The sequence below is a fragment of the Streptomyces sp. NRRL F-5123 genome, from assembly GCF_000721495.1.
Taxonomy (GTDB): Bacteria; Actinomycetota; Actinomycetes; order Streptomycetales; family Streptomycetaceae; genus Actinacidiphila.
On the sequence record NZ_JOHY01000089.1, the window covers coordinates 1 to 17,891 of the forward strand.

A 17,891-nucleotide genomic window follows, 5' to 3' on the forward strand; every position below is an offset into this window, starting at 1 on the left:
GGGAGGAAAGCGCAGCGGGCTGCGCTGACGACCGACAACGCAGCAAGCGTGCGTGCCAGACCCCTCCGGGCAGACGGGACTTTCGAAACAGGCCCTAGTCCGTGCGGCGCGGGAAGGCGTGCAGGTGAACGCGGATGCGGGCGGCGTCCTTCGCCTCCGCCTCCGTTTCCGACAGCCGCCGGCGGTAGGAGTCGACGAGCTCGTGCAGCCGGTCGCCCAGCTCGCGGGCGAGCTCCGGGGTGAGCCGGAGGGTGAAGTCGCTGACGTCGAAGGCCTCCTGCCACCGCTCGGGCCACTCCCCCATGGTGCCGAGCCAGGTGCCCAGCTCCTCGGCGTGCGCGGCGGCCTGGGCGTAGAGCAGCGTGTTGATCGCCCCGCGCACCTCCGGATCCGGGTGCCGCGCGAACTCCGTGATGCTGTCCACCCGCGTCCCCCGGTGCGCCGCCCGCCACCACCGCTCCCGCCCCGTCCCGCGCCCGGGATCGTCCACGACGAAGCCGTACGCGGCGAGTTGCCGCAGGTGGTAGCTGGTCGCCCCGCTGGACTCCCCCAGCCGCCCGGCGAGCGCGGACGCGGTGGAGGGCCCGAACTCCCGCAGCGCCCCCAGCAGCCGCACCCGCAGCGGATGCGCGAGCCCGCGCAGCGACCGCGGGTCGAGCGGGCGTACGTCGTCGGCCGGCACCTCGCCGGTCGGCGGCTCCTCGGCCGCGGGCTTCTCGGTCACAGGTGCCACGGTAGGCATGCAAAGGTTCCTTTGCAACGGATTTTGCAAAGAAACCTTTGCATCAGTCCCGGAGCTACCGCGCTGCCGCTACGCCTCCCTTGCCGCTACGCCTCCCTTGCCGCCTGCTCCACCAGGGGGATGATCCGCAGCGGCACCGGGTTCTCCAGGGCGATCGCCGTCGAGGCGCGGACGATGCCGTCGAAGCCGACGACGCGGTCGATCACACGCTGGAGGTCGGCGTTCGAGCGGGCGACCAGGCGGCAGAGCATGTCACCCTCGCCCGTGGTGGTGTGCAGCTCCAGGACCTCGGGGACGGAGGCGAGGTGGGCGCGGACGGCCGGGCCGAGGCCCTGGCGGATCTCCAGGGTCGCGAAGGCGGTCACCGGGTAGCCGAGGGCCGCCGGGTCGACCTGGGGGCCGAAGCCGCGGACCACACCCTGGGCGCGGAGGCGGTCCAGGCGGGCCTGGACGGTGCCGCGGGCCACGCCGAGGCGGCGGGAGGCCTCCAGGACGCCTATCCGGGGCTCCTGGTCCAGCAGCACGATCAGCCGCCCGTCCAGCGCGTCGATCCCCATCCCCGCCCACCGGCCTTCCGCATGGTCATCCTGCACAGATTGACCCGTCGATCGTCGCTTGCACTGAACAGCTTGTCCATCGAAATCCGGAACTGTTGCGCACCCTGAGGGCCGGGGAGACGCTGTGGGCATGACTGAGACCAAGGACGAGACCACGGACGTCTTCCCCGTCAAGGGCATGGACGCGGTCGTCTTCGCGGTGGGCAACGCGAAGCAGGCCGCGCACTACTACTCCACCGCGTTCGGAATGCGCCGGGTGGCGTACTCCGGGCCCGAGAACGGCAGCCGCGAGACCGCCTCGTACGTCCTGGAGTCGGGCGGCGCGCGCTTCGTCTTCACCTCGGTCATCAAGCCCGCGACCGAGCACGGCCGCTTCCTCGCCGAGCACGTCGCCGCCCACGGCGACGGCGTGGTCGACCTCGCGATCGAGGTCCCCGACGCCCGCGCCGCCTACGCGTACGCCGTCGGGCACGGCGCGACCGGCCTCGCGGAGCCGTACGAGCTCAAGGACGACCACGGCACGGTCGTGCTGGCCGAGATCGCGACGTACGGCACGACCCGGCACACCCTCGTCGAGCGCACCGGCTACGACGGCCCCTACCTGCCCGGCTACGACGCCGCCGCCCCGCTCGTCGAGCCGCCGGCCCGCCGCTACTTCCAGGCCGTCGACCACTGCGTCGGCAACGTCGAACTCGGCCGCATGAACGAGTGGGTGGAGTTCTACAACCGCGTCATGGGCTTCACGAACATGAAGGAGTTCGTGGGCGACGACATCGCCACCGAATACTCCGCCCTCATGTCGAAGGTCGTCGCCGACGGCACGCTCAAGGTGAAGTTCCCGCTCAACGAGCCCGCGGCCGGCAAGAAGAAGTCGCAGATCGACGAGTACCTGGAGTTCTACGGCGGCCCCGGCGTCCAGCACATCGCGCTGGCCACCAACGACATCGTCGCCACCGTCCGCGCCATGCGCGCCGCGGGCGTCGAGTTCCTCGACACCCCCGACTCCTACTACGACACCCTCGGCGAATGGGTCGGCGACACCCGCGTCCCGCTCCACGAGCTGCGCGAGCTGAAGATCCTCGCCGACCGCGACGAGGACGGCTACCTGCTCCAGATCTTCACCAAGCCCGTCCAGGACCGCCCGACCGTCTTCTTCGAGATGATCGAGCGCCACGGCTCGATGGGCTTCGGCAAGGGCAACTTCAAGGCGCTCTTCGAGGCGATCGAACGCGAGCAGGAGCGCCGCGGCAACCTGTGAGCCCCCCACCCGGTGGGGGCCCGGCCCGGTGGGGGCCCGGCCCGGTGCGGGCCCGCCCCCGCCGGGGTCACCCGGCCTTCGGCCGCAGGCGCCGGGAGATCGCGGCGGCCGCGAGGGCCAGGGCCGCCGCCGGGAGGAAGACCGCGGCGAAGGCCGCGGGATGAGCGGCGGTGCGGGCGGCGGCGTGCGCCACGGGAGCGACCGAGCCGCCGCCGAGCGCCGCGAAGACGGAGCCCGCAGCGCCGACGAGGACGACGTTCGCGAGCGCGTCGCCGACCTGGAGGGCCGCGGAGTTCGTGCCGGTGTCCGCCGGGCGGGACACCCGCAGCATCAGCACCGTGAGCGTGGAGATCGTCATCCCCATGCCCATGCCGCCCGCGCACCACGCCACCGCCACGACCGCCGTCGGCACCGCGTGGTCCAGCGCCAGCGGCACCACCGCGATCGCGCCCGCGGTGAGCAGCATGCCCACCTGGACGAGCCGCTCGCGCACCGGCTCGAAGCGCGGCCTGGCCTGGAGGTACGAGCCGAGCGCCCACGTCAGGCCGCCGCCCGCGAGGGAGAGGCCGGCGAGCGTGGGGGACAGCCCGCGCTGCGTCACGAGCATGAGCGGGATGAACGTCTCGGCCGCGGCGAAGGTGCCGGCGGCGAGCCCGCGCATGAGGACGATCGTGGGCAGCCCGCGGGCCGCCCTGAAGGTGCCGCGGGGCAGCAGCCGCAGTGCTGCGGGCACCATCAGACCCGCCCCGGCGAGCGCGGGCAGCACCGACAGTGGCCGCAGGTCCTGGCCCGCGTACTGGAGCAGCACGGCGCCGAGGGCGAGCAGCGCGGCGAGCCCGATCCGCCGCCCGTCCATCCGCGGCCGGGCGGTGTCGCGGGGGGCCGCGTGCGCCGCCGTACGCCGCAGCGCCGGGAGCATCACCGCGAGCGGCAGCACGACCAGCACCGGTATGGCCAGGAAGACCCAGCGCCAGCCCAGCTGCTCGGTCACCGTCCCGGACACGAGCGGCCCCACGATGGACGGCACGACCCACGACGCCGAGAAGGACGCCATCACCGCGGGCCGCAGCCGCTCCGGATAGGCCAGGCCCACCACCACGTACAGCGCGACGATCACCAGCCCGCCGCCGAGCCCCTGCACCGCCCGCCCGAGCACGAACACCCCCATCGTGCCCGCGGTCCCGCTGATCACCAGCCCCGCGGCGAAGGCCGCGATCCCGGTGGCCAGCGGGGCGAGCGGGCCCCCGCGGTCGCACCACTGGCCGCTCACGACCATCGCGAACAGCGACGTCGTGAAGTAGCCGGAGAAGCCGAAGGCGTAGAGGCCCAGCCCGTGCAGGTCGCGGGCGGCGACGGGCATGGCCGTACCGACGGCGGTGGCCTCGAAGGCGACCAGCAGCACGACGGACACGACCCCGAAGGTGAGGGCGCGGTATTCGCGCCCGAGTATCCCGCCCTCGTCCGGGCCGCTGCCCGTGCCCGCCACGGCCCCCTCACCAGGTACGACACCCGGTGCGGCCTTCCTGTCCCCTGCAACGCTCATCGCCCCAGCGTAAGGGGCAATCCCGCATTTCACCCCTGCCATGCGACCGTACCCGGCTCCCCCTTCCGCCCTACGCCCCGCGCCCTACCGCCGCCCCGTCCATGAACGCCCGTGAACGCACCGTTGCGGTCGCATGGCGCTCCCCCGCGTTCCGTTGACCCCGGCCCCCGCCGGCGGCGATGCTCGTAGCGCAAGGAAAACGCAGCACGAAGCAGCGCAGAGCAACACGAACAAGACGGACAAGACGAAGCAGCGCACGGCCGTGTGCCCGAGTGGTTCAGGGACTCGATTGCAAATCGAGTGACACCGGTTCGAATCCGGTCACGGCCTCTCCTTCTCCGCTCTCCGCCCCGCACCCGGTGGCGCAAAGTGGATGTTTAAGCGGAATCACCCCGCACGCACCTCCTGTCTCACCTAGCGTCGCCTTCGGCCCGTGCGATCGGCGCGGGCCCGGGGGGAGCGGAAAGTGAACGACTTCTCGGGGGTGGACCCGGAGCGGGTGCGCTTACTCGCGAACCGGCTGAAGACCCTGGCGGACACCCTGGAGCGCGAGGCGCCCGGCATCCGCAAGCATTTCGACGACTGGCACGGCACGATCAGCCAGTCCCTGCTCTTCCAGCAGGTCACACAGATGCGCAAGGACGCCGGCGACATGGCGAAGCGGGCCGACCTGGCACTCCAGCTGGCGCACATCCCGCACTACGGGAACCCGGACAGCCCGACGGACGGCTTCGTCAACGTCCCCTGGGACGTCAGCCGGATCGACGTCACGCGGGAGGCCCAGCAGGAGGCCCAGCTCCTGAAGAACGCGATGGACGATCCCGACGACCCCGAGTCGCGGAAGACCGTCGCCGAGGTCGCGCAGTCGATGGCCGACCACAAGGACGACCCCGCCTACATGCAGGCGTTCATGGCGAACGGCGGCCTGGACCAGGCGGCGCGCGCCGCCCGCGTCCTGCACGGGCAGGACGGCACCTCGGCGGACGAGACGGTGCTCAGCAAGCAGTCCGAGGCGATCCTCGCCCAGTTCGGGCAGGGCGTCCAGGCCGCGACCACGATGGCCCGGCAGGGCCGGATCACCATGCCGCCGGACTGGGAGAAGAAGCTCACCCAGCCCGCCGACGGCGACATGTGGTCGGTCGGCATGCTCTTCAAGTACGGCCCGCCCGGCGACAAGTGGGACGCCAAGGTGCTCTCCGACGTCGGCGGCGCGATGCTCGACTGGCGCAGCTCGCAGGAGATGCGCCCCCAGTACGCGGAGCCGACCACCACCTGGTCGGGCGGCTACATCGACCCCGACCAGAACGCCTGGTACGTCTCCCTCGGCCTCAACTACGACGGCGGCAAGAACTCCGAGCAGAAGCGGACGAGCATCTCCGCGAACGACCCGTCGATCGCCCTGATGCAGCGCGTCAGCGAGAACCCCGACGCCGCCCGCGACCTGCTCACCGACGACACCAAGTGCCCCGACGGCAAGACCAGGGGATTCCACCACGCCCAGGTCCTGGTCAGCAACAAATGGCACACCCCGGGCCTGGACCAGCTCAACGACGCCAAATTCCCCGCCGCCGTCATCCGCGCCGCCACCCTCGACCGCACCCACCACCCGAAGGAGTCGGTCGAGGCGGCGGCCAACGTCATCAACGCTGCCGGGGACGAATACACGCTGGAGCAGAACCGCAAGCCGGAGGACCGGAAGAACTACCCGTCGGGAAACACGGAGATGACGCATACGCTCTCCAGCGTCTTCCAGGCGTACGTACCGGATTTCGCCGCGTGCTGGCAGACGAAGAATCAGCCCGCCGCGCCGAGCGCGACCGACGACACGCAGCTGACCCTCGGCAAGGTACAAGCCGACCTGTTCCTCAACATGATCATGCAGAATCCGAAAGAACCGGGGAATATGCTCCAGGCGATCGACTCGCAGGTCACTCTCACGACCATGCACGGGCTGACCGAGGACAACCTGGACGACATCAACAATCTCGCCGCCCTGCGAGGTGAGATCTTCGGCACCCAGAGCGCCGACAAGATCCATGAAGCGGAGATGCTGGACACCGAGAACTCGCACCGGGAGCTGTGGTTCAACATCTTCTCCAGCGGTACCGCGGCGATCCCGAACGGGACGAAGCTGGGCCCGTGGGGACAGGCCGCCATCTGGGCGGGTATCCCCTACGCGGACACGCTGTTCTCGACGGACAACGCCGCCACCGCGGAGAGCCAGTACCAGAAGGGACTGTACGACCAGGAGGACGCGATGCGCATCCCGGTCATGCAGGGCATGCTGCGCTCCGGAAAGGTCGCGCCGCCGAAGAGCCGCCCGGAATGGGCCGGCGGCAACATCGTCATCAGGACGACGGCCGACTCCAAGGCGTTCAACGACTGGTGGACCGAACTCACCGGGGGAGACCACAAGGACCGGATTCCCGAGCTGAACACGGCCAACTCGGGGATGTGGACGTACTTCGAGCAGGGCAGTGGCAGAAGCGTGGCGTCCTGAGGCCGCTCGGGGCCGACCGCACTCCTACGACACCGAACGACGAACGGCACAAAGGAAGCGAAGGGCGATGGGGTATCGAAAAGGCCGGGGTCGTTCGGCGGGAACGGCCGCAGTGCTGAGCATGGCCGTCCTGGCCGGCGCCGCTGGGTGCGGGGGCGGGAACGGGTGGAAGCCGCCCACCAAGGGGGAGGCGTCCGTACTCTTCCGCAACGCCGGGAACGGGCTGGACGCCGGCACGATCGGAGCGCCGCTCGGAGCGCTGTCCATCGCCGCTGACGGCACGCTGGCCGTTTACGACAGCGCGTACGTCTACACCTTCTCGCCCGACCGCAAGGCCGCCAAGCTGTGGCACATCGACTACGCGAAGTACGGCGGCGGAGGACTCGTCGCGCTGCCCGACCACACCTTCGCGATCGGCGGGTACGGCCGCATGTACATCCGTGACACGAAGGGTCGTATGACGCTCCTCGCCGGAGTGGTGAAGACCGGCGCGGCCAGGCACCGCCCCGTACCGCGGACCGCCTCGGCGGCCACCTACCACTTCTACGGCGTCGCCACCCCCTTCGGCAGACGCCCCGATGGCACCCTCCTCATCTCCGACGCGGAAGCCGTGTGGGCCCTCAAGGACGGCACCCTGACCCGGCTGTACCTCTACCCCTACGACGGCAAGGACACGTCGGGACGCATACCGTTCGACTACGCGATCACGTCGAACACGCTCGACGGCGCCGGGAACGTCTACGTCGGCCCGAAGAACAACGAGGGCGGTGTCGCGGGCCCCCCGCTCGACCAGATCCGCATCGTGCACCCCGACGCCACCACCGCACCCCTCGCCCTCCCCGCCGAGATCCCCGGAGTCCCCTTCTCGAACAGCGACCTCACGGTCGTCTCGATGGCCGGCGGCGACGGCGAGAGCGTCTACGCCAACACCACCGCCGGACGATACGACGAGTACCTGCTCCGCATCAGCCGAGGCAACGTCACCGTCCTCGCCCACCACAACCGCAAGGACGACAGCAACGGCGGCCTCGACTGCAAGAAGCACCAGCCCATGCAGGCCCGCGAGATCCCCTGCGCCCTCCCCGAGACCATCACCTACCGCAACGGCCGGCTCATCATGGGCGGCTTCACCCACTACTTCCTCGAACTCGCCGTCTGACCGCACGGCCACCGGAAAGGACACCCATGGGCGCGCCCGACGCGGACCGGCTCGACACCGCATGCCGCCACGACATGCAGCTCATCACGACCTCCGTCGGCAAGATCCAGGGAGCCATCGGGGACGTGATCTCCATGATGGGCCCGGAGACCTGGTCCGGCACCCCCGCCCAGAACTGGGAGACCGACGCCCGCGGCCGCATGGCCCAGCTCCTCCGCCTCTTCAGCACCTACCCGCCCGAGCAGGACCGGCTCATCGAGAAGGCGCGGCAGGACCAGGACGCGAAGGACAGCAAGCGCACCGGGACCTGATCGGGAGCAGGCGGATTGGCCCACGTTTTCCGGGGCCGAGTGGTCCAGCCCCGCGGGCCGCGCAGGCCGTAACGTCGGGCGTATGACGACACGCCAGACGATCACCGCGCAGACCGCCGACGCCACCGGGCACGCCGCCGTGCTGCGGGCCCTGCACCACGGGCGGGCGCAGGGGGATCCGCTGATCCTGCCCGGGCCGTGGGACGCCGCCTCCGCGCGGGTCTTCGCCGACGCCGGGTTTCCGGCGCTGGCCACGCCGAGCGCCGGGATCGCGGCCTCGCTCGGGTACCCGGACGGCGAGGGCACCCCGGCCGCGGAGATGTTCGCGGCGGTCCGGCGGATCACCCGGGCCGTGGACGTGCCCGTGAGCGCCGACGTCGAGGCGGGGTACGGGCTCGGGCCCGAGGAGCTGGTGGAGCGGCTGCTGGAGGCGGGGGCCGCCGGGTGCAACCTGGAGGACAGCGACCCGGCGACGGGCACGCTCGTGGACGCCGGGAAGCAGGCCGAGCGCCTCGCCGCGGTGGTCGCGGCGGCGGGCGGCGCGCTCGTCGTCAACGCGCGCGTCGACACGTACCTGCGCGGCGAGCGCACCCCGCAGGCCGCGATCGAGCGCGCCCGGCAGTACGCCGCCGCGGGCGCCGACTGCGTCTACCCCATCATGGCGCCCGCCACCCACCTCGGGCCGATCGCCGAGGCGGTGGGGGTCCCCGTCAACGCGCTGTGCAAGCCGGGCACCCCGTCCCCCCGGGAGCTGGGCGCGCTGGGCGCCTCCCGGGTGACCTTCGGCGGCGGCCTCCAGGCCCAGGCGCTGGAGGCGGTACGGGAGATGGCCGCGGGCCTGGTGGGCTGAGCGTCTTCCCGGCCCGGGGCCGGGCCGTCAGCGCACGACGGCCTGGCTCTCCCGCACCACCACAGTGGTGGGCGCCTGCGACTCCCCGTCGGGCAGCGGCGGGTTCGCCGCGGGCCCGTCCGGGTTCGCAGACGGCGTCCAGTGCACCTTCCACACCAGGGACGTGGTCAGGGTGTAGCCGCCGCCCGGGGACGCCTTGCGGTAGGTGATGTTGCAGGGCGCCCCGTGGGTGTTCAGCTTGTAGCCCCCGCCGGACTTCGCGAGCGTGTACGTGCAGCTCGCCGGCTGCGCGTCCCCGGTCGTCGACACCCGCAGCTCGGACGGCTCCGCGACGACCGTCGAGGCGACGTGGATGCCGAGTGCCGCGTTGTCCAGACTCGCCGTCACCGTCACCCGGTCCAGCGGCTCCGCGAACGCCACCTCCGTGGGCAGGTTGACCAACTGGTTCTTCGGGGTGGGCCGCACCGTCACCGCCGGGGGCGGAAGGACGGTGTTCGCGTACGCCAGCCCCGCGAGCGTTCTGGGATCGACGGGCGACACCTCGGGCGGCGGGGGCTTGCCGGGGGTGAACCAGGCGTAGGAACTCAGACTGGCGCACTCGTCGGCCCTGCTCAGGTCGGGGACCTTCAGCTCCCACCAGGCGCCCTTGTCGCCCTTGTGGAAGTCGTCCGCTCCGTAGTCCCTGGCCATACCCGCGTAGGCGTTCTCCGAGGACACGTAGTGGCTGTTGAGGTAGCTCTCGAACTCCTCAGGGGAGTACGCCGGTTCGTACCAGCACGCCGGAGGCCGCCACGCGGCACCTTGCGGCGGGGCCATGTGTGCGCCCGTGCCCTGGTAGCTGTACTTGTAGCTGACTTTCGACTCGATGGTGTTCGACGGGGTGGTGGAATCCTGCGCAGGGGGAGGCGTGGTGTCGCCCCAGGAGCCTTTGGCGCTGCTGGGCCAGGCCAGCGAGAGAAGGCATGTCTCCAGGACGGCGGCCGCGACGAGTATCCGGCGAAGGCGCGCGGTCATCGCTCGCAGCTCTTCGCCCGGTCCTGCGACCGGTAGTCCGTCATCTGCCAGGTGCCGTCCGCCGCCTTCCTCATCCTCGCGGTGTGCAGGGTGAAGTCGTCGAGGCTCGGCGTGGTCGTGGCGACCTTCCCGGTCTTCGTGTCCTTGTCGTACGACTCACGCTCGCTCTGGCAGAAGGTGACACCCGCGGTCGTCGCGTCGGTGACGGTGACCTTGCGGTTGTAGAAGGCCGTCGTGCCGGTGACCGTCGTGTGGTGGCTCTTCCCCCAGTCGATCTTGACGGCCCAGTCCGCCGCGGCCTTTCCGGTCACGTACTTCTGGAACACCGGAATGGTGCTGTCCAGCTTGGCGATGGCGAGGAAGATCGCCTGCTGCCCGTACCCCTGGTCCCGCAGGATCGCGTCCTTCACGGCGTCCCCCGTCGTGTCCGGGTCCACGACGACCTTGACGTCCGGGGGGAAGTCGAACGTGGGCCCGGCCGGCGCGGAGGTCGTCGGCGCCGCCGTCGTCGTGGACGCGCTCGGCGCCGGGGCCGGCGTGCCGGAGCCCTCCGCGCCGATCTTCTTGTCACCGCCCCCACCACCGCAGGCGGTGAGCAGGAGGGTCGCCGCGGCCAGGGTGCAGGCCGCGGTGGTGAGGGACGTTCGGCGTCGCATCGTGTTGCCCTGTCTCCCGGGTGGACTGCGTGTGCTCGGGTCGGCGGGAGAAACGGGCTCGGCCGTCACCACGGCGACATCAGGGGCACCACGGTCTCCGCAGCCCCCGTGCAGCACCGCCGGTCACCGGCAGCCACACCTGCATCCCCCTGGGCCCTACGCTAGCGGGCCGTCAGGTGCCCCGTCCACGAAACCCCGGTGGCGGGTGTGCGGTCATGCCGTGGTCGGGGGCTTGACGACGGCCGCCTGCGGGCGGATCGGGAGGCGGGAGACGGGGCGGCCCGTCGCCGCGCGGACGGCCGCGGCGACCGCGGCGGGCGCGGTCACGACGGGCACCGCGCTGACCGCCTTCGCGCCGAAGGGCGCGACGACGTCCCGCTCCTCCACCAGCTTGACGATGCGCACGTCCGGCGCGTCGAGGGCGGTCGGGAGGGCGTAGCCGGTGAGCGAGGGGCGCTTGACGACCCCGCGGGGAGCGCGCAGGTCCTCCATGAGCGCCAGGCCCATGCCCTGCGTGACACCCGCCTCGATACGGGCGGCGAGCTGGCGCGGGTTGAGGATCCGGCCGACGTCCTGGGCGACGGCGAACTCCACGACACGCACCGCGCCCAGTTCGATGTCGACGTCGACGACCGCGCGGATCGCGCAGAAGGTGAGGCCGACGAAGGCGTCGCCCTGGCCGTTGTCGTCGAGCCGGTCGGTGGGGTGCGGGCGGCACTGCGCGGTGGCCCACAACTCCTTGCCGTCGAGCGTCTCGGCGACGGTCGTGGAGAGTACCCCGTCGTACGAGGTGATCTTGCCGTCGGCGATGGTGAGCAGCTCCACCGACATGCCGAACTTCGCGGCGAGCGGCTGCAGCAGCTGGGTGCGGACCATCTTCGCGGCGCGCTCCACGGCCCCGCCGGACACCCAGGTGTGGCGGCCGCGGGCGGCGGGCCCGGCGGGCGGCTGGTCGGTGTCGGCGGGCAGCACGCGCACGTCGTCGACGCCGAGCACCTCCTGCACGATCTGCCGGGCCAGCGTGGCGAAGCCCTGGCCGGTGTCGACGGCGGCGCAGATGACGGTGGCGCGGCCGTCGTGCACGCGCACCGTCGCGGTGGACACCTCGTCGGTGCCCTCGGCGCCGAGGACGTGGACCATGCCGAGCGCGTAGCCGACGCCGCGGCGCACCGCGCCGGGTTCGCCCGCGCCCGCGGTGCCGCCGGGCAGCAGCCACTGCGACTCGTCGTCGCCGTCGGGCAGCGGCGGCAGGTCGGCGTCGCGGACGGCCTTGAGCAGGTCGCCGACGGGTGCGGGGCAGGTGACGGTCTGGCCGGTGGGCAGCAGGTCGCCGGTGGCCATGACGTTGCGCATCCGGATCTCGGCGGGCTCCAGGCCGAGTTTCGCGGCGAGCTTGTCCATCTGGCCCTCGTAGGCCGTGCAGACCTGCAGCGCGCCCTCGCCCCGGACGTGGCCGGAGGGCGGGTTGTTGGTGCGCACCGCCCAGCCCTCGACGAAGACGTGCGGGACGACGTAGGGCCCGGCGGCGAAGGCGACGGCGGCGGCGAGCGCGTCCGAGGACGCGTCGGCGTAGGCCCCCGCGTCCAGCAGGATCTGCGCCTCGACCTTGACCAGGCGGCCCTCGGAGTCGGCGTGGTGGCGGTAGCGCAGCAGCGTGGGGTGCCGGTGGGCGTGGCCGAGGAAGGACTCCTCGCGGGTCGCGACGAACTTGACCGGGCAGCCGGTCCTCAGCGCCAGCAGGCCCAGCGGCAGCTGGACGCCCGCATCCTCCCGGTCGCCCATCGCGCCGGGCACGCCGGTGACGACGACCTTGACGTGGTCGGCCTCCAGCCCGAAGCAGGCGGCGGCGATGTCGCGGTCGGCGTGCGGGTCGGTGGAGGCGACGTACAGCTCCACGCCGCCGTCCGGGCGCGGCACGGCCAGGCCGGCCTCGGCGCCGATCGGCGCGGGGTCCTGGCGGCCGACCCGGTAGAGGCCCTCGACGATGACCTCGCCGACGGCCTCCGGGTCGCCGAAGCGCAGCGGGATGTGCCGGATCAGGTTGCCGTCGGGGTGCAGCGGCTCGGCGGCGAAGGCCTTCTCCGGGTCGGTGACCGGCTCCAGCACCTCGTACTCGACGAGGATCGCGGCCGCGGCGAGCCGCGCGGTGTCGGGGTGGTCGGCGGCGACGGCGGCGATCGGCTCGCCGTGGTGCCGGACCATGTCGGTGGCGAAGACGGGCCGGTCGGCGACCCGGCGACCGTGCATGGCGTCGCCGGGGACGTCCTCGTGCGTGAGGACGGCGCGCACGCCGGGCATCGCGGCGGCCTCGGCGGTGTCGATGCGGACGATCCGCGCGTGCGGGTGCGGCGAGCGCAGCACCGCGGCCCACAGCAGCCCCTCGGCCCACAGGTCGGCGGCGTAGGGGTAGGTGCCCTGCGTCTTGGCCGCCGCGTCGGTGGACGTCAGCGAGGTGCCGATGCCGTGCGGGCTGCCGCCCGCGGGTGCCACCGCCGTCTCCGCGGCCGGGCCCGAGCCGTCGATGACGCTCATCGCGCACCTCCCGTCGTGTGCGGTGCCGTACGGGGGCGTACGGGTGCGGCGTGGGGGGCGGGGAGGCGGCGCGCGGTCATACGGCGGTCTCCGGGGATGCGGGTCCGGGCTGGGCGGGGATACGGGCGGCGGGCGGGGGTTCGTCCGCCTCCTGGACGGTACGGCCGTCCCGGGTGGCGACAACCTGGCGTACGGCGTCCACCACGCCGCGGTAGCCCGAGCACCGGCACAGGTTGCCGGAGAGGGCCTGCCGGGTCTCCAGGTCGTTGGGGCGGTGGTTGCCCTCCAGCAGGTCGTGCATCGTCATGGCCATGCCGGGGATGCAGAAGCCGCACTGGACGGCCCCGCAGTCGGCGAGCGCCTGCTGGATGTCGCAGGGGCGGCCGTCCGTGGACAGGCCCTCCACCGTGCGTACTTCGGAGCCCGCCGCGGTCGCTGCGGGCACCAGGCAGGAGGCCACGAGCCGCCCGTCGACCTGCACCGAGCAGGCACCGCACTCGCCCTGCTCGCAGCCGTCCTTCGCGCCCGCCAGGCCCAGCCGCTCGCGCAGCACGTACAGCAGCGACTCGCCGAGCCACGCGTCGGTGACCGGGCGCTCGGCGCCGTTGACCCGCAGGACGTAGGAGGCGACCGGGTGCTCGCTGCGGGTCGGCTCGGGGGCCTCCTCCGCGGGCTCCGGCCCGTCCCCGGCGCCGGCCACGGCCTCGGCGCCGTCCGGGGGCAGCGGTACGGGGCCGGCCTCGCCGTCGTCCTGCTCCGTCGCGGCCTCGGCCTCCGGCAGCGGCTGCGGCGCGGCCCCGGCGACGTACTCGCGCCCGTCGGCCCCGCCCTCACCGGCGCCGTCCGGCCCGGCCTCCTGCGCGGCGGCCCCGGCGGCGGCCTCCTCGGGCGTGCCCCCGGCGTCCCCCGCGGGGAAGCCCGCGGCCTCACCCGGCGCGTACCCGTCGGCCCCGTCCGGCGCGGGCCGCGGCTCCTCCGGCGGGTAGCCGGCGGCCTCTCCCCTGCCGTACGCGTCGGCGTCCTCCGCCGCGTACCCGGCGGGGGCTTCCCGCCCGTACCCGGCGGCCTCCTGCGGGGCGTGCCCCGGACCCGGCTCCTCCGGCGTGTAAGGCGCGGCGTAATCCCCGGGGTAGCCCGGCTCCGCGGAGCCCTCGGCCCCGGGCAGCGCGTCCGGCACCTCGTCGACCGCCGACGGCCACGCGGCCTCGGCGGGCGGCTGCCAGGGCGCGGCGGCCGGCGCGCCGAAGGCGGACCATCCGGTGTCGGCGGCGTTCCCGGCCGGGTCCCGCGGCGGCGCGGCCCAGCCGGCGGTCTCCCCGGCGGCGGCCTCGGCCTCGGCGCGGGCCTGCGCCTGCGCGGCCTGCGCGGCGGCGGCGCCCTGCCCGAACATCCCGGCGGGGAAGGACTGTGTGGTGGGCGCGGCGGGCGAGGGCGCCTGGTCCCAGGGCGAGACGAAGGCGCCCACGGAGTATTCGCCGGAGTCGCCCTCGGGCTCGTCCCGTATCACCGGGATCGTCCAGCTGGTGGCCGGGTCCTGCTCGCCCACGGGGCCGTGCGCGCCCAGCGGGTCCTCGCCGGGGCGCGGCTCGGGCGGCAGCTGCGCGGCGAAGGAGACGTGCATCGTCTGGTCGGGGTCGTAGTCCCCGCCGCCCGGAACGGGCTGCCAGGCCCCGGAGTTGCCGGCGCCGCCCGGCGTCTGCGGCTGGTCGGTCATGCCAGGGCCCTCCCGAGCGCTCGGCGGGACAGTGCGGCCACGGTACGGCGCAGCTGGACGGCCGCCGGCGGCAGGTCCACGTCCGGCTGGTCGGGGATGCACGCGGCGGCCACGTACTCCCCGAAGGCGGTGCAGGCCTCGGGCGCGAGGCTGCGCTCGCCGTCCCAGTCGATGAGCCCGGCCACCCACTGCTCGGCCTCCAGCGGGCGCAGCGGCACCTGCGCGACCGCGCCGACCGCGCAGCGCACCTGGCGTCTGGCCGGGTCGACGACGAGCGCCACCGACGCGACGGCCCGGCCGGGGCCGGTGCGGCCGGTGGCCTTCAGGAAGGTCTGCGGGGCGTGCAGCAGCGGGATGCGCACGAAGGCGACCAACTCGCCGGGGCGCAGCGGGTCCATGCCGGTCAGCAGATGACTGACCGGGATCTCCCGGTCCGACTCCGGCCCGGCCAGGACGACGCTCGCCTCCAGCGCCGCCAGCACCGGCAGCGCGTCGCCGGTCGGCGCGGCCGAGACGATGTTGCCGCCGAGCGTGCCGGCGTTGCGGATCTGCGGCGGTCCCGCGGACCGCGCGGCGGCGGCGAGCGCGGGGATGAGCGCGGCGAAGTCGGGGCGGCCCATGCGCGCGTGGGTCAGGCCAGCGCCCAGCAGCGCGGCCCCGTCGGCGTACTGCCAGCCGCGGATCTCGGCGATCCGGCCGAGGCCGACGAGTGCCGCCGGGCGCAGCAGCCCGGAATTCACCGCCGCCATCAGGTCGGTGCCGCCCGCGACCGGCACGGCGGTGGGCATGGCGGCGAGCGCCGCCACCGCCTCGTCGAGTGAGGACGGCAGCGTGACGATCTCCGCCGCCTGCTGTGCATACGCGCTCACGCAGCTGCCCCTTCCCGGCCTTCCTCGGTCACGCGGTAGCCGTACCGTACGTGCTGACAGCCCGGACGTGGCAACTCTGGCACATCTTCCCCAGGGGCCGTCGCGCAGGTCCACGACGTACCGATCCGTCCGCCACGCCGGTGATCGTACGTCTCCCGGGGAAATCGGCACAGTGCCATGTTTGGCGTCCTTCGAGGTGGTGCGCCGGATTACGCGTCCACCGTGCCAGGTCCCGCCGCACGGGGCACGGAAGTTCGCGGATTTCCCACCGGCCGCCGGACACCCGGGTCACACGATCGGGGGCGGCCCCTCCTTCGGGCGCCCCACGACCCCGGGACGCCGCTGCCAGGGCCGCGGACCGGACGCCGGGCGGTACTCGACGCCGAGGGCGTCCAGCCGCGCGTAGTGCGTACGCATCCGCGCCTCGAAACCGGCCCAGTCGCGCTCCGCGGGCGCGGGCAGCTCGGACCAGGCGACCTCGGCGAAGGCCGACAGCCGCGGGTAGACGGCGTAGTCCACCGCGCGCGCCGAGTCCAGCACCTCCGTCCACACGTTCGCCTGCGTGCCGATGACGTGCGCGGCCTCCGCCGCGGTCAGCTCCGGCGGGACGGGTTCAAAGCGGTAGACGTCCTCCAGCGTCCGCACGTGCGCGATCGGCACCGGCTCGTCCGGCCCGTCCGCCTGCCGCCAGTCCAGGTAGACCTGCGTCTGCGGGCACATCACCACGTCGTGCCCGGCCCGCGCCGCCGCGATGCCGCCCGCGTAGCCCTGCCACGACGACACGGCCGCGCCCTCCGCGAGCCCGCCCTCCAGGATCTCGTCCCACCCGATGAGCCGCCGCCCGCGCTCCGCCAGCCACCGGTCGAAGTGCCGGATGAACGCGCTCTGCAGCCCGTCCTCGTCCCCGACGCCCAGCTCGGCGATCCGCGCCTGCGCCGTCGCCGACTCCCGCCACTGCTCCTTCGGGCACTCGTCACCGCCGACGTGCACGAACGTGCTCGGGAAGATGTCCAGCAGCTCGCCGAAGACGTCCTCGTAGAACCGCAGCACGGCCTCCGTCGGCGCCAGGACGTTGGGATTGACCCCCCAGCGGTCCAGCACCCCCAGGGCCGCGGTGTCCACCACGTCGGTGTTGCCCAGCTCCGGGTACGCGGCGATGGCCGCCTGCGAATGGCCCGGGACATCGATCTCCGGCACCACCGTGATGTGCCGCTCCGCCGCGTACGCGACGATCTCCCGCAGGTCGTCCTGCGTGTAGAAACCCCCGTGCGGCCGCTCGTCCCACACCTTCGACGGCGCGAGGCCCACCCGGGTGCGCTCCCGCCACGCCCCGACCTCGGTCAGCCGCGGATGGCGCTTCACCTCCATCCGCCACCCCTGGTCATCGGTGAGGTGCAGATGCAGGACGTTCAGTTTGTGCGCCGCCATCAGGTCCAGCTGCCGCAGCACCCCGTCCTTCGGCATGAAGTGCCGCGCCACGTCCAGCAGGAAGCCGCGCCATCCGAAGCGCGGCCGGTCGGCGATCTCGCACACCGGCAGGCTCCACCCGCCGCCGCCCGGCAGCGGGGCGCGCCGGAAAGCGCCCGGCCCCAGCAGCTGCCGCACCGTCTGCGCCCCCCAGAACACCCCCGCCCCGTCCCCGCCCACGACCTCCACCCGCTCCGGGGTGACGGTGAGCCGGTACGCCTCGGGGCCGAGCTCCCCGTCGACGCGGAGGCTCACCACGGCAGCGCCCTCGGAGCCGAACTCCACGCCCGTGGCCGCGCCCAGCACCCCGCGCACCCACCGCGCGGCGCGCTCCGCGCCGGCCCCCACCTCCAGCCGTACGGCGTCCCCCAGCGCGAAGCGCTCTTCCCCTGCGTCTGCCCGCACGGCCTGCGGCGCCGGAATCAAGTCCACGCCACCCATCCTGCCCCTCGCGGTGCCCCACGGGCAGGCCGGGTACGTCTGCGGCTCCCCGCCGCCGGGGGTGCCCGCGCCTGGCGGCGCGGGGTGTCGGCTTTCTGTCCCCCTGCGGGGCGCACTCACCGCCGGGGGCAACCCGCAGTCCCCGAAAACATCACCCCCCACCGGCAGGCAGCTGCCCACGAGACCCCGGGAAGGGGACGATCACCCCACCCACCCCCGCCCCCACCGGCAGGCAGCCGCCCACGAGACCTGGGAGGGGGACGATCCGGGGGTGCCCC

General features: G+C 73.4%; 14 protein-coding genes and 1 tRNA gene. 6 read left to right on the forward strand and 9 right to left on the reverse strand.

Annotation, left to right across the window (positions count from 1 at the left end):
- Positions 1-94 precede the first annotated feature (94 nt).
- Positions 95-742, reverse strand: coding sequence for a winged helix-turn-helix domain-containing protein (locus tag IH54_RS0136965; RefSeq protein ID WP_031525483.1), 648 nt, complete (start codon positions 740-742; stop codon positions 95-97).
- An 86-nt stretch (positions 743-828) separates the two neighbouring features.
- Positions 829-1,299, reverse strand: coding sequence for an Lrp/AsnC family transcriptional regulator (locus IH54_RS0136970; RefSeq protein ID WP_031525485.1), 471 nt, complete (start codon positions 1,297-1,299; stop codon positions 829-831).
- 130 nt (positions 1,300-1,429) lie between these two features.
- Here IH54_RS0136970 and hppD point away from each other — a divergent pair, with 130 nt between their 5' ends.
- Positions 1,430-2,557, forward strand: a complete 1,128-nt coding sequence (hppD, locus tag IH54_RS0136975) for a 4-hydroxyphenylpyruvate dioxygenase (protein ID WP_031525487.1) — start codon at positions 1,430-1,432, stop codon at positions 2,555-2,557.
- A 67-nt stretch (positions 2,558-2,624) separates the two neighbouring features.
- Here hppD and IH54_RS0136980 read toward each other — a convergent pair whose 3' ends face one another.
- Positions 2,625-4,100, reverse strand: coding sequence for an MFS transporter (locus IH54_RS0136980; protein WP_078862803.1), 1,476 nt, complete (start codon positions 4,098-4,100; stop codon positions 2,625-2,627).
- A 258-nt stretch (positions 4,101-4,358) separates the two neighbouring features.
- Here IH54_RS0136980 and IH54_RS0136985 point away from each other — a divergent pair.
- The 5 genes from IH54_RS0136985 to IH54_RS0137005 all read left to right on the forward strand — a co-directional run bounded on the left by IH54_RS0136985 (position 4,359) and on the right by IH54_RS0137005 (position 8,920).
- Positions 4,359-4,430, forward strand: a tRNA-Cys gene (locus IH54_RS0136985).
- 136 nt (positions 4,431-4,566) lie between these two features.
- On the forward strand, positions 4,567-6,600 hold the full coding sequence (locus tag IH54_RS0136990; RefSeq protein ID WP_031525492.1) for a hypothetical protein: 2,034 nt from the start codon (positions 4,567-4,569) through the stop codon (positions 6,598-6,600).
- A 121-nt stretch (positions 6,601-6,721) separates the two neighbouring features.
- Complete coding sequence (locus IH54_RS0136995; protein ID WP_159012324.1) at positions 6,722-7,759, forward strand: hypothetical protein; 1,038 nt, start codon at positions 6,722-6,724, stop codon at positions 7,757-7,759.
- A 26-nt stretch (positions 7,760-7,785) separates the two neighbouring features.
- Positions 7,786-8,070 carry a hypothetical protein gene (locus IH54_RS0137000; RefSeq protein ID WP_031525496.1) on the forward strand — a complete coding sequence of 95 codons (285 nt, stop codon included), beginning with the start codon at positions 7,786-7,788 and terminating at the stop codon, positions 8,068-8,070.
- A gap of 82 nt (positions 8,071-8,152) precedes the next feature.
- Positions 8,153-8,920 carry an isocitrate lyase/PEP mutase family protein gene (locus IH54_RS0137005; protein ID WP_052398293.1) on the forward strand — a complete coding sequence of 256 codons (768 nt, stop codon included), beginning with the start codon at positions 8,153-8,155 and terminating at the stop codon, positions 8,918-8,920.
- Between the two features lie 27 nt (positions 8,921-8,947).
- Here the strand turns inward: IH54_RS0137005 and IH54_RS0137010 are convergent, their stop codons facing one another.
- The 6 genes from IH54_RS0137010 to IH54_RS0137035 all read right to left on the reverse strand — a co-directional run bounded on the left by IH54_RS0137010 (position 8,948) and on the right by IH54_RS0137035 (position 17,613).
- Complete coding sequence (locus IH54_RS0137010) at positions 8,948-9,934, reverse strand: hypothetical protein (protein ID WP_052398294.1); 987 nt, start codon at positions 9,932-9,934, stop codon at positions 8,948-8,950.
- On the reverse strand, positions 9,931-10,590 hold the full coding sequence (locus IH54_RS0137015) for a hypothetical protein (RefSeq protein WP_031525503.1): 660 nt from the start codon (positions 10,588-10,590) through the stop codon (positions 9,931-9,933). The genes IH54_RS0137010 and IH54_RS0137015 overlap by 4 nt, the downstream gene beginning before the upstream one ends.
- Positions 10,591-10,803: 213 nt before the next feature.
- Positions 10,804-13,122 carry a xanthine dehydrogenase family protein molybdopterin-binding subunit gene (locus IH54_RS0137020; protein ID WP_078862804.1) on the reverse strand — a complete coding sequence of 773 codons (2,319 nt, stop codon included), beginning with the start codon at positions 13,120-13,122 and terminating at the stop codon, positions 10,804-10,806.
- Between the two features lie 76 nt (positions 13,123-13,198).
- Positions 13,199-14,836, reverse strand: coding sequence for a 2Fe-2S iron-sulfur cluster-binding protein (locus IH54_RS0137025; protein WP_063762447.1), 1,638 nt, complete (start codon positions 14,834-14,836; stop codon positions 13,199-13,201).
- Positions 14,833-15,705 carry an FAD binding domain-containing protein gene (locus tag IH54_RS0137030; protein ID WP_031525510.1) on the reverse strand — a complete coding sequence of 291 codons (873 nt, stop codon included), beginning with the start codon at positions 15,703-15,705 and terminating at the stop codon, positions 14,833-14,835. Before IH54_RS0137030 ends, IH54_RS0137025 begins: the two co-directional genes overlap by 4 nt.
- Positions 15,706-15,993: 288 nt before the next feature.
- Complete coding sequence (locus IH54_RS0137035; protein WP_031525512.1) at positions 15,994-17,613, reverse strand: beta-N-acetylhexosaminidase; 1,620 nt, start codon at positions 17,611-17,613, stop codon at positions 15,994-15,996.
- Positions 17,614-17,891: the final 278 nt, after the last annotated feature.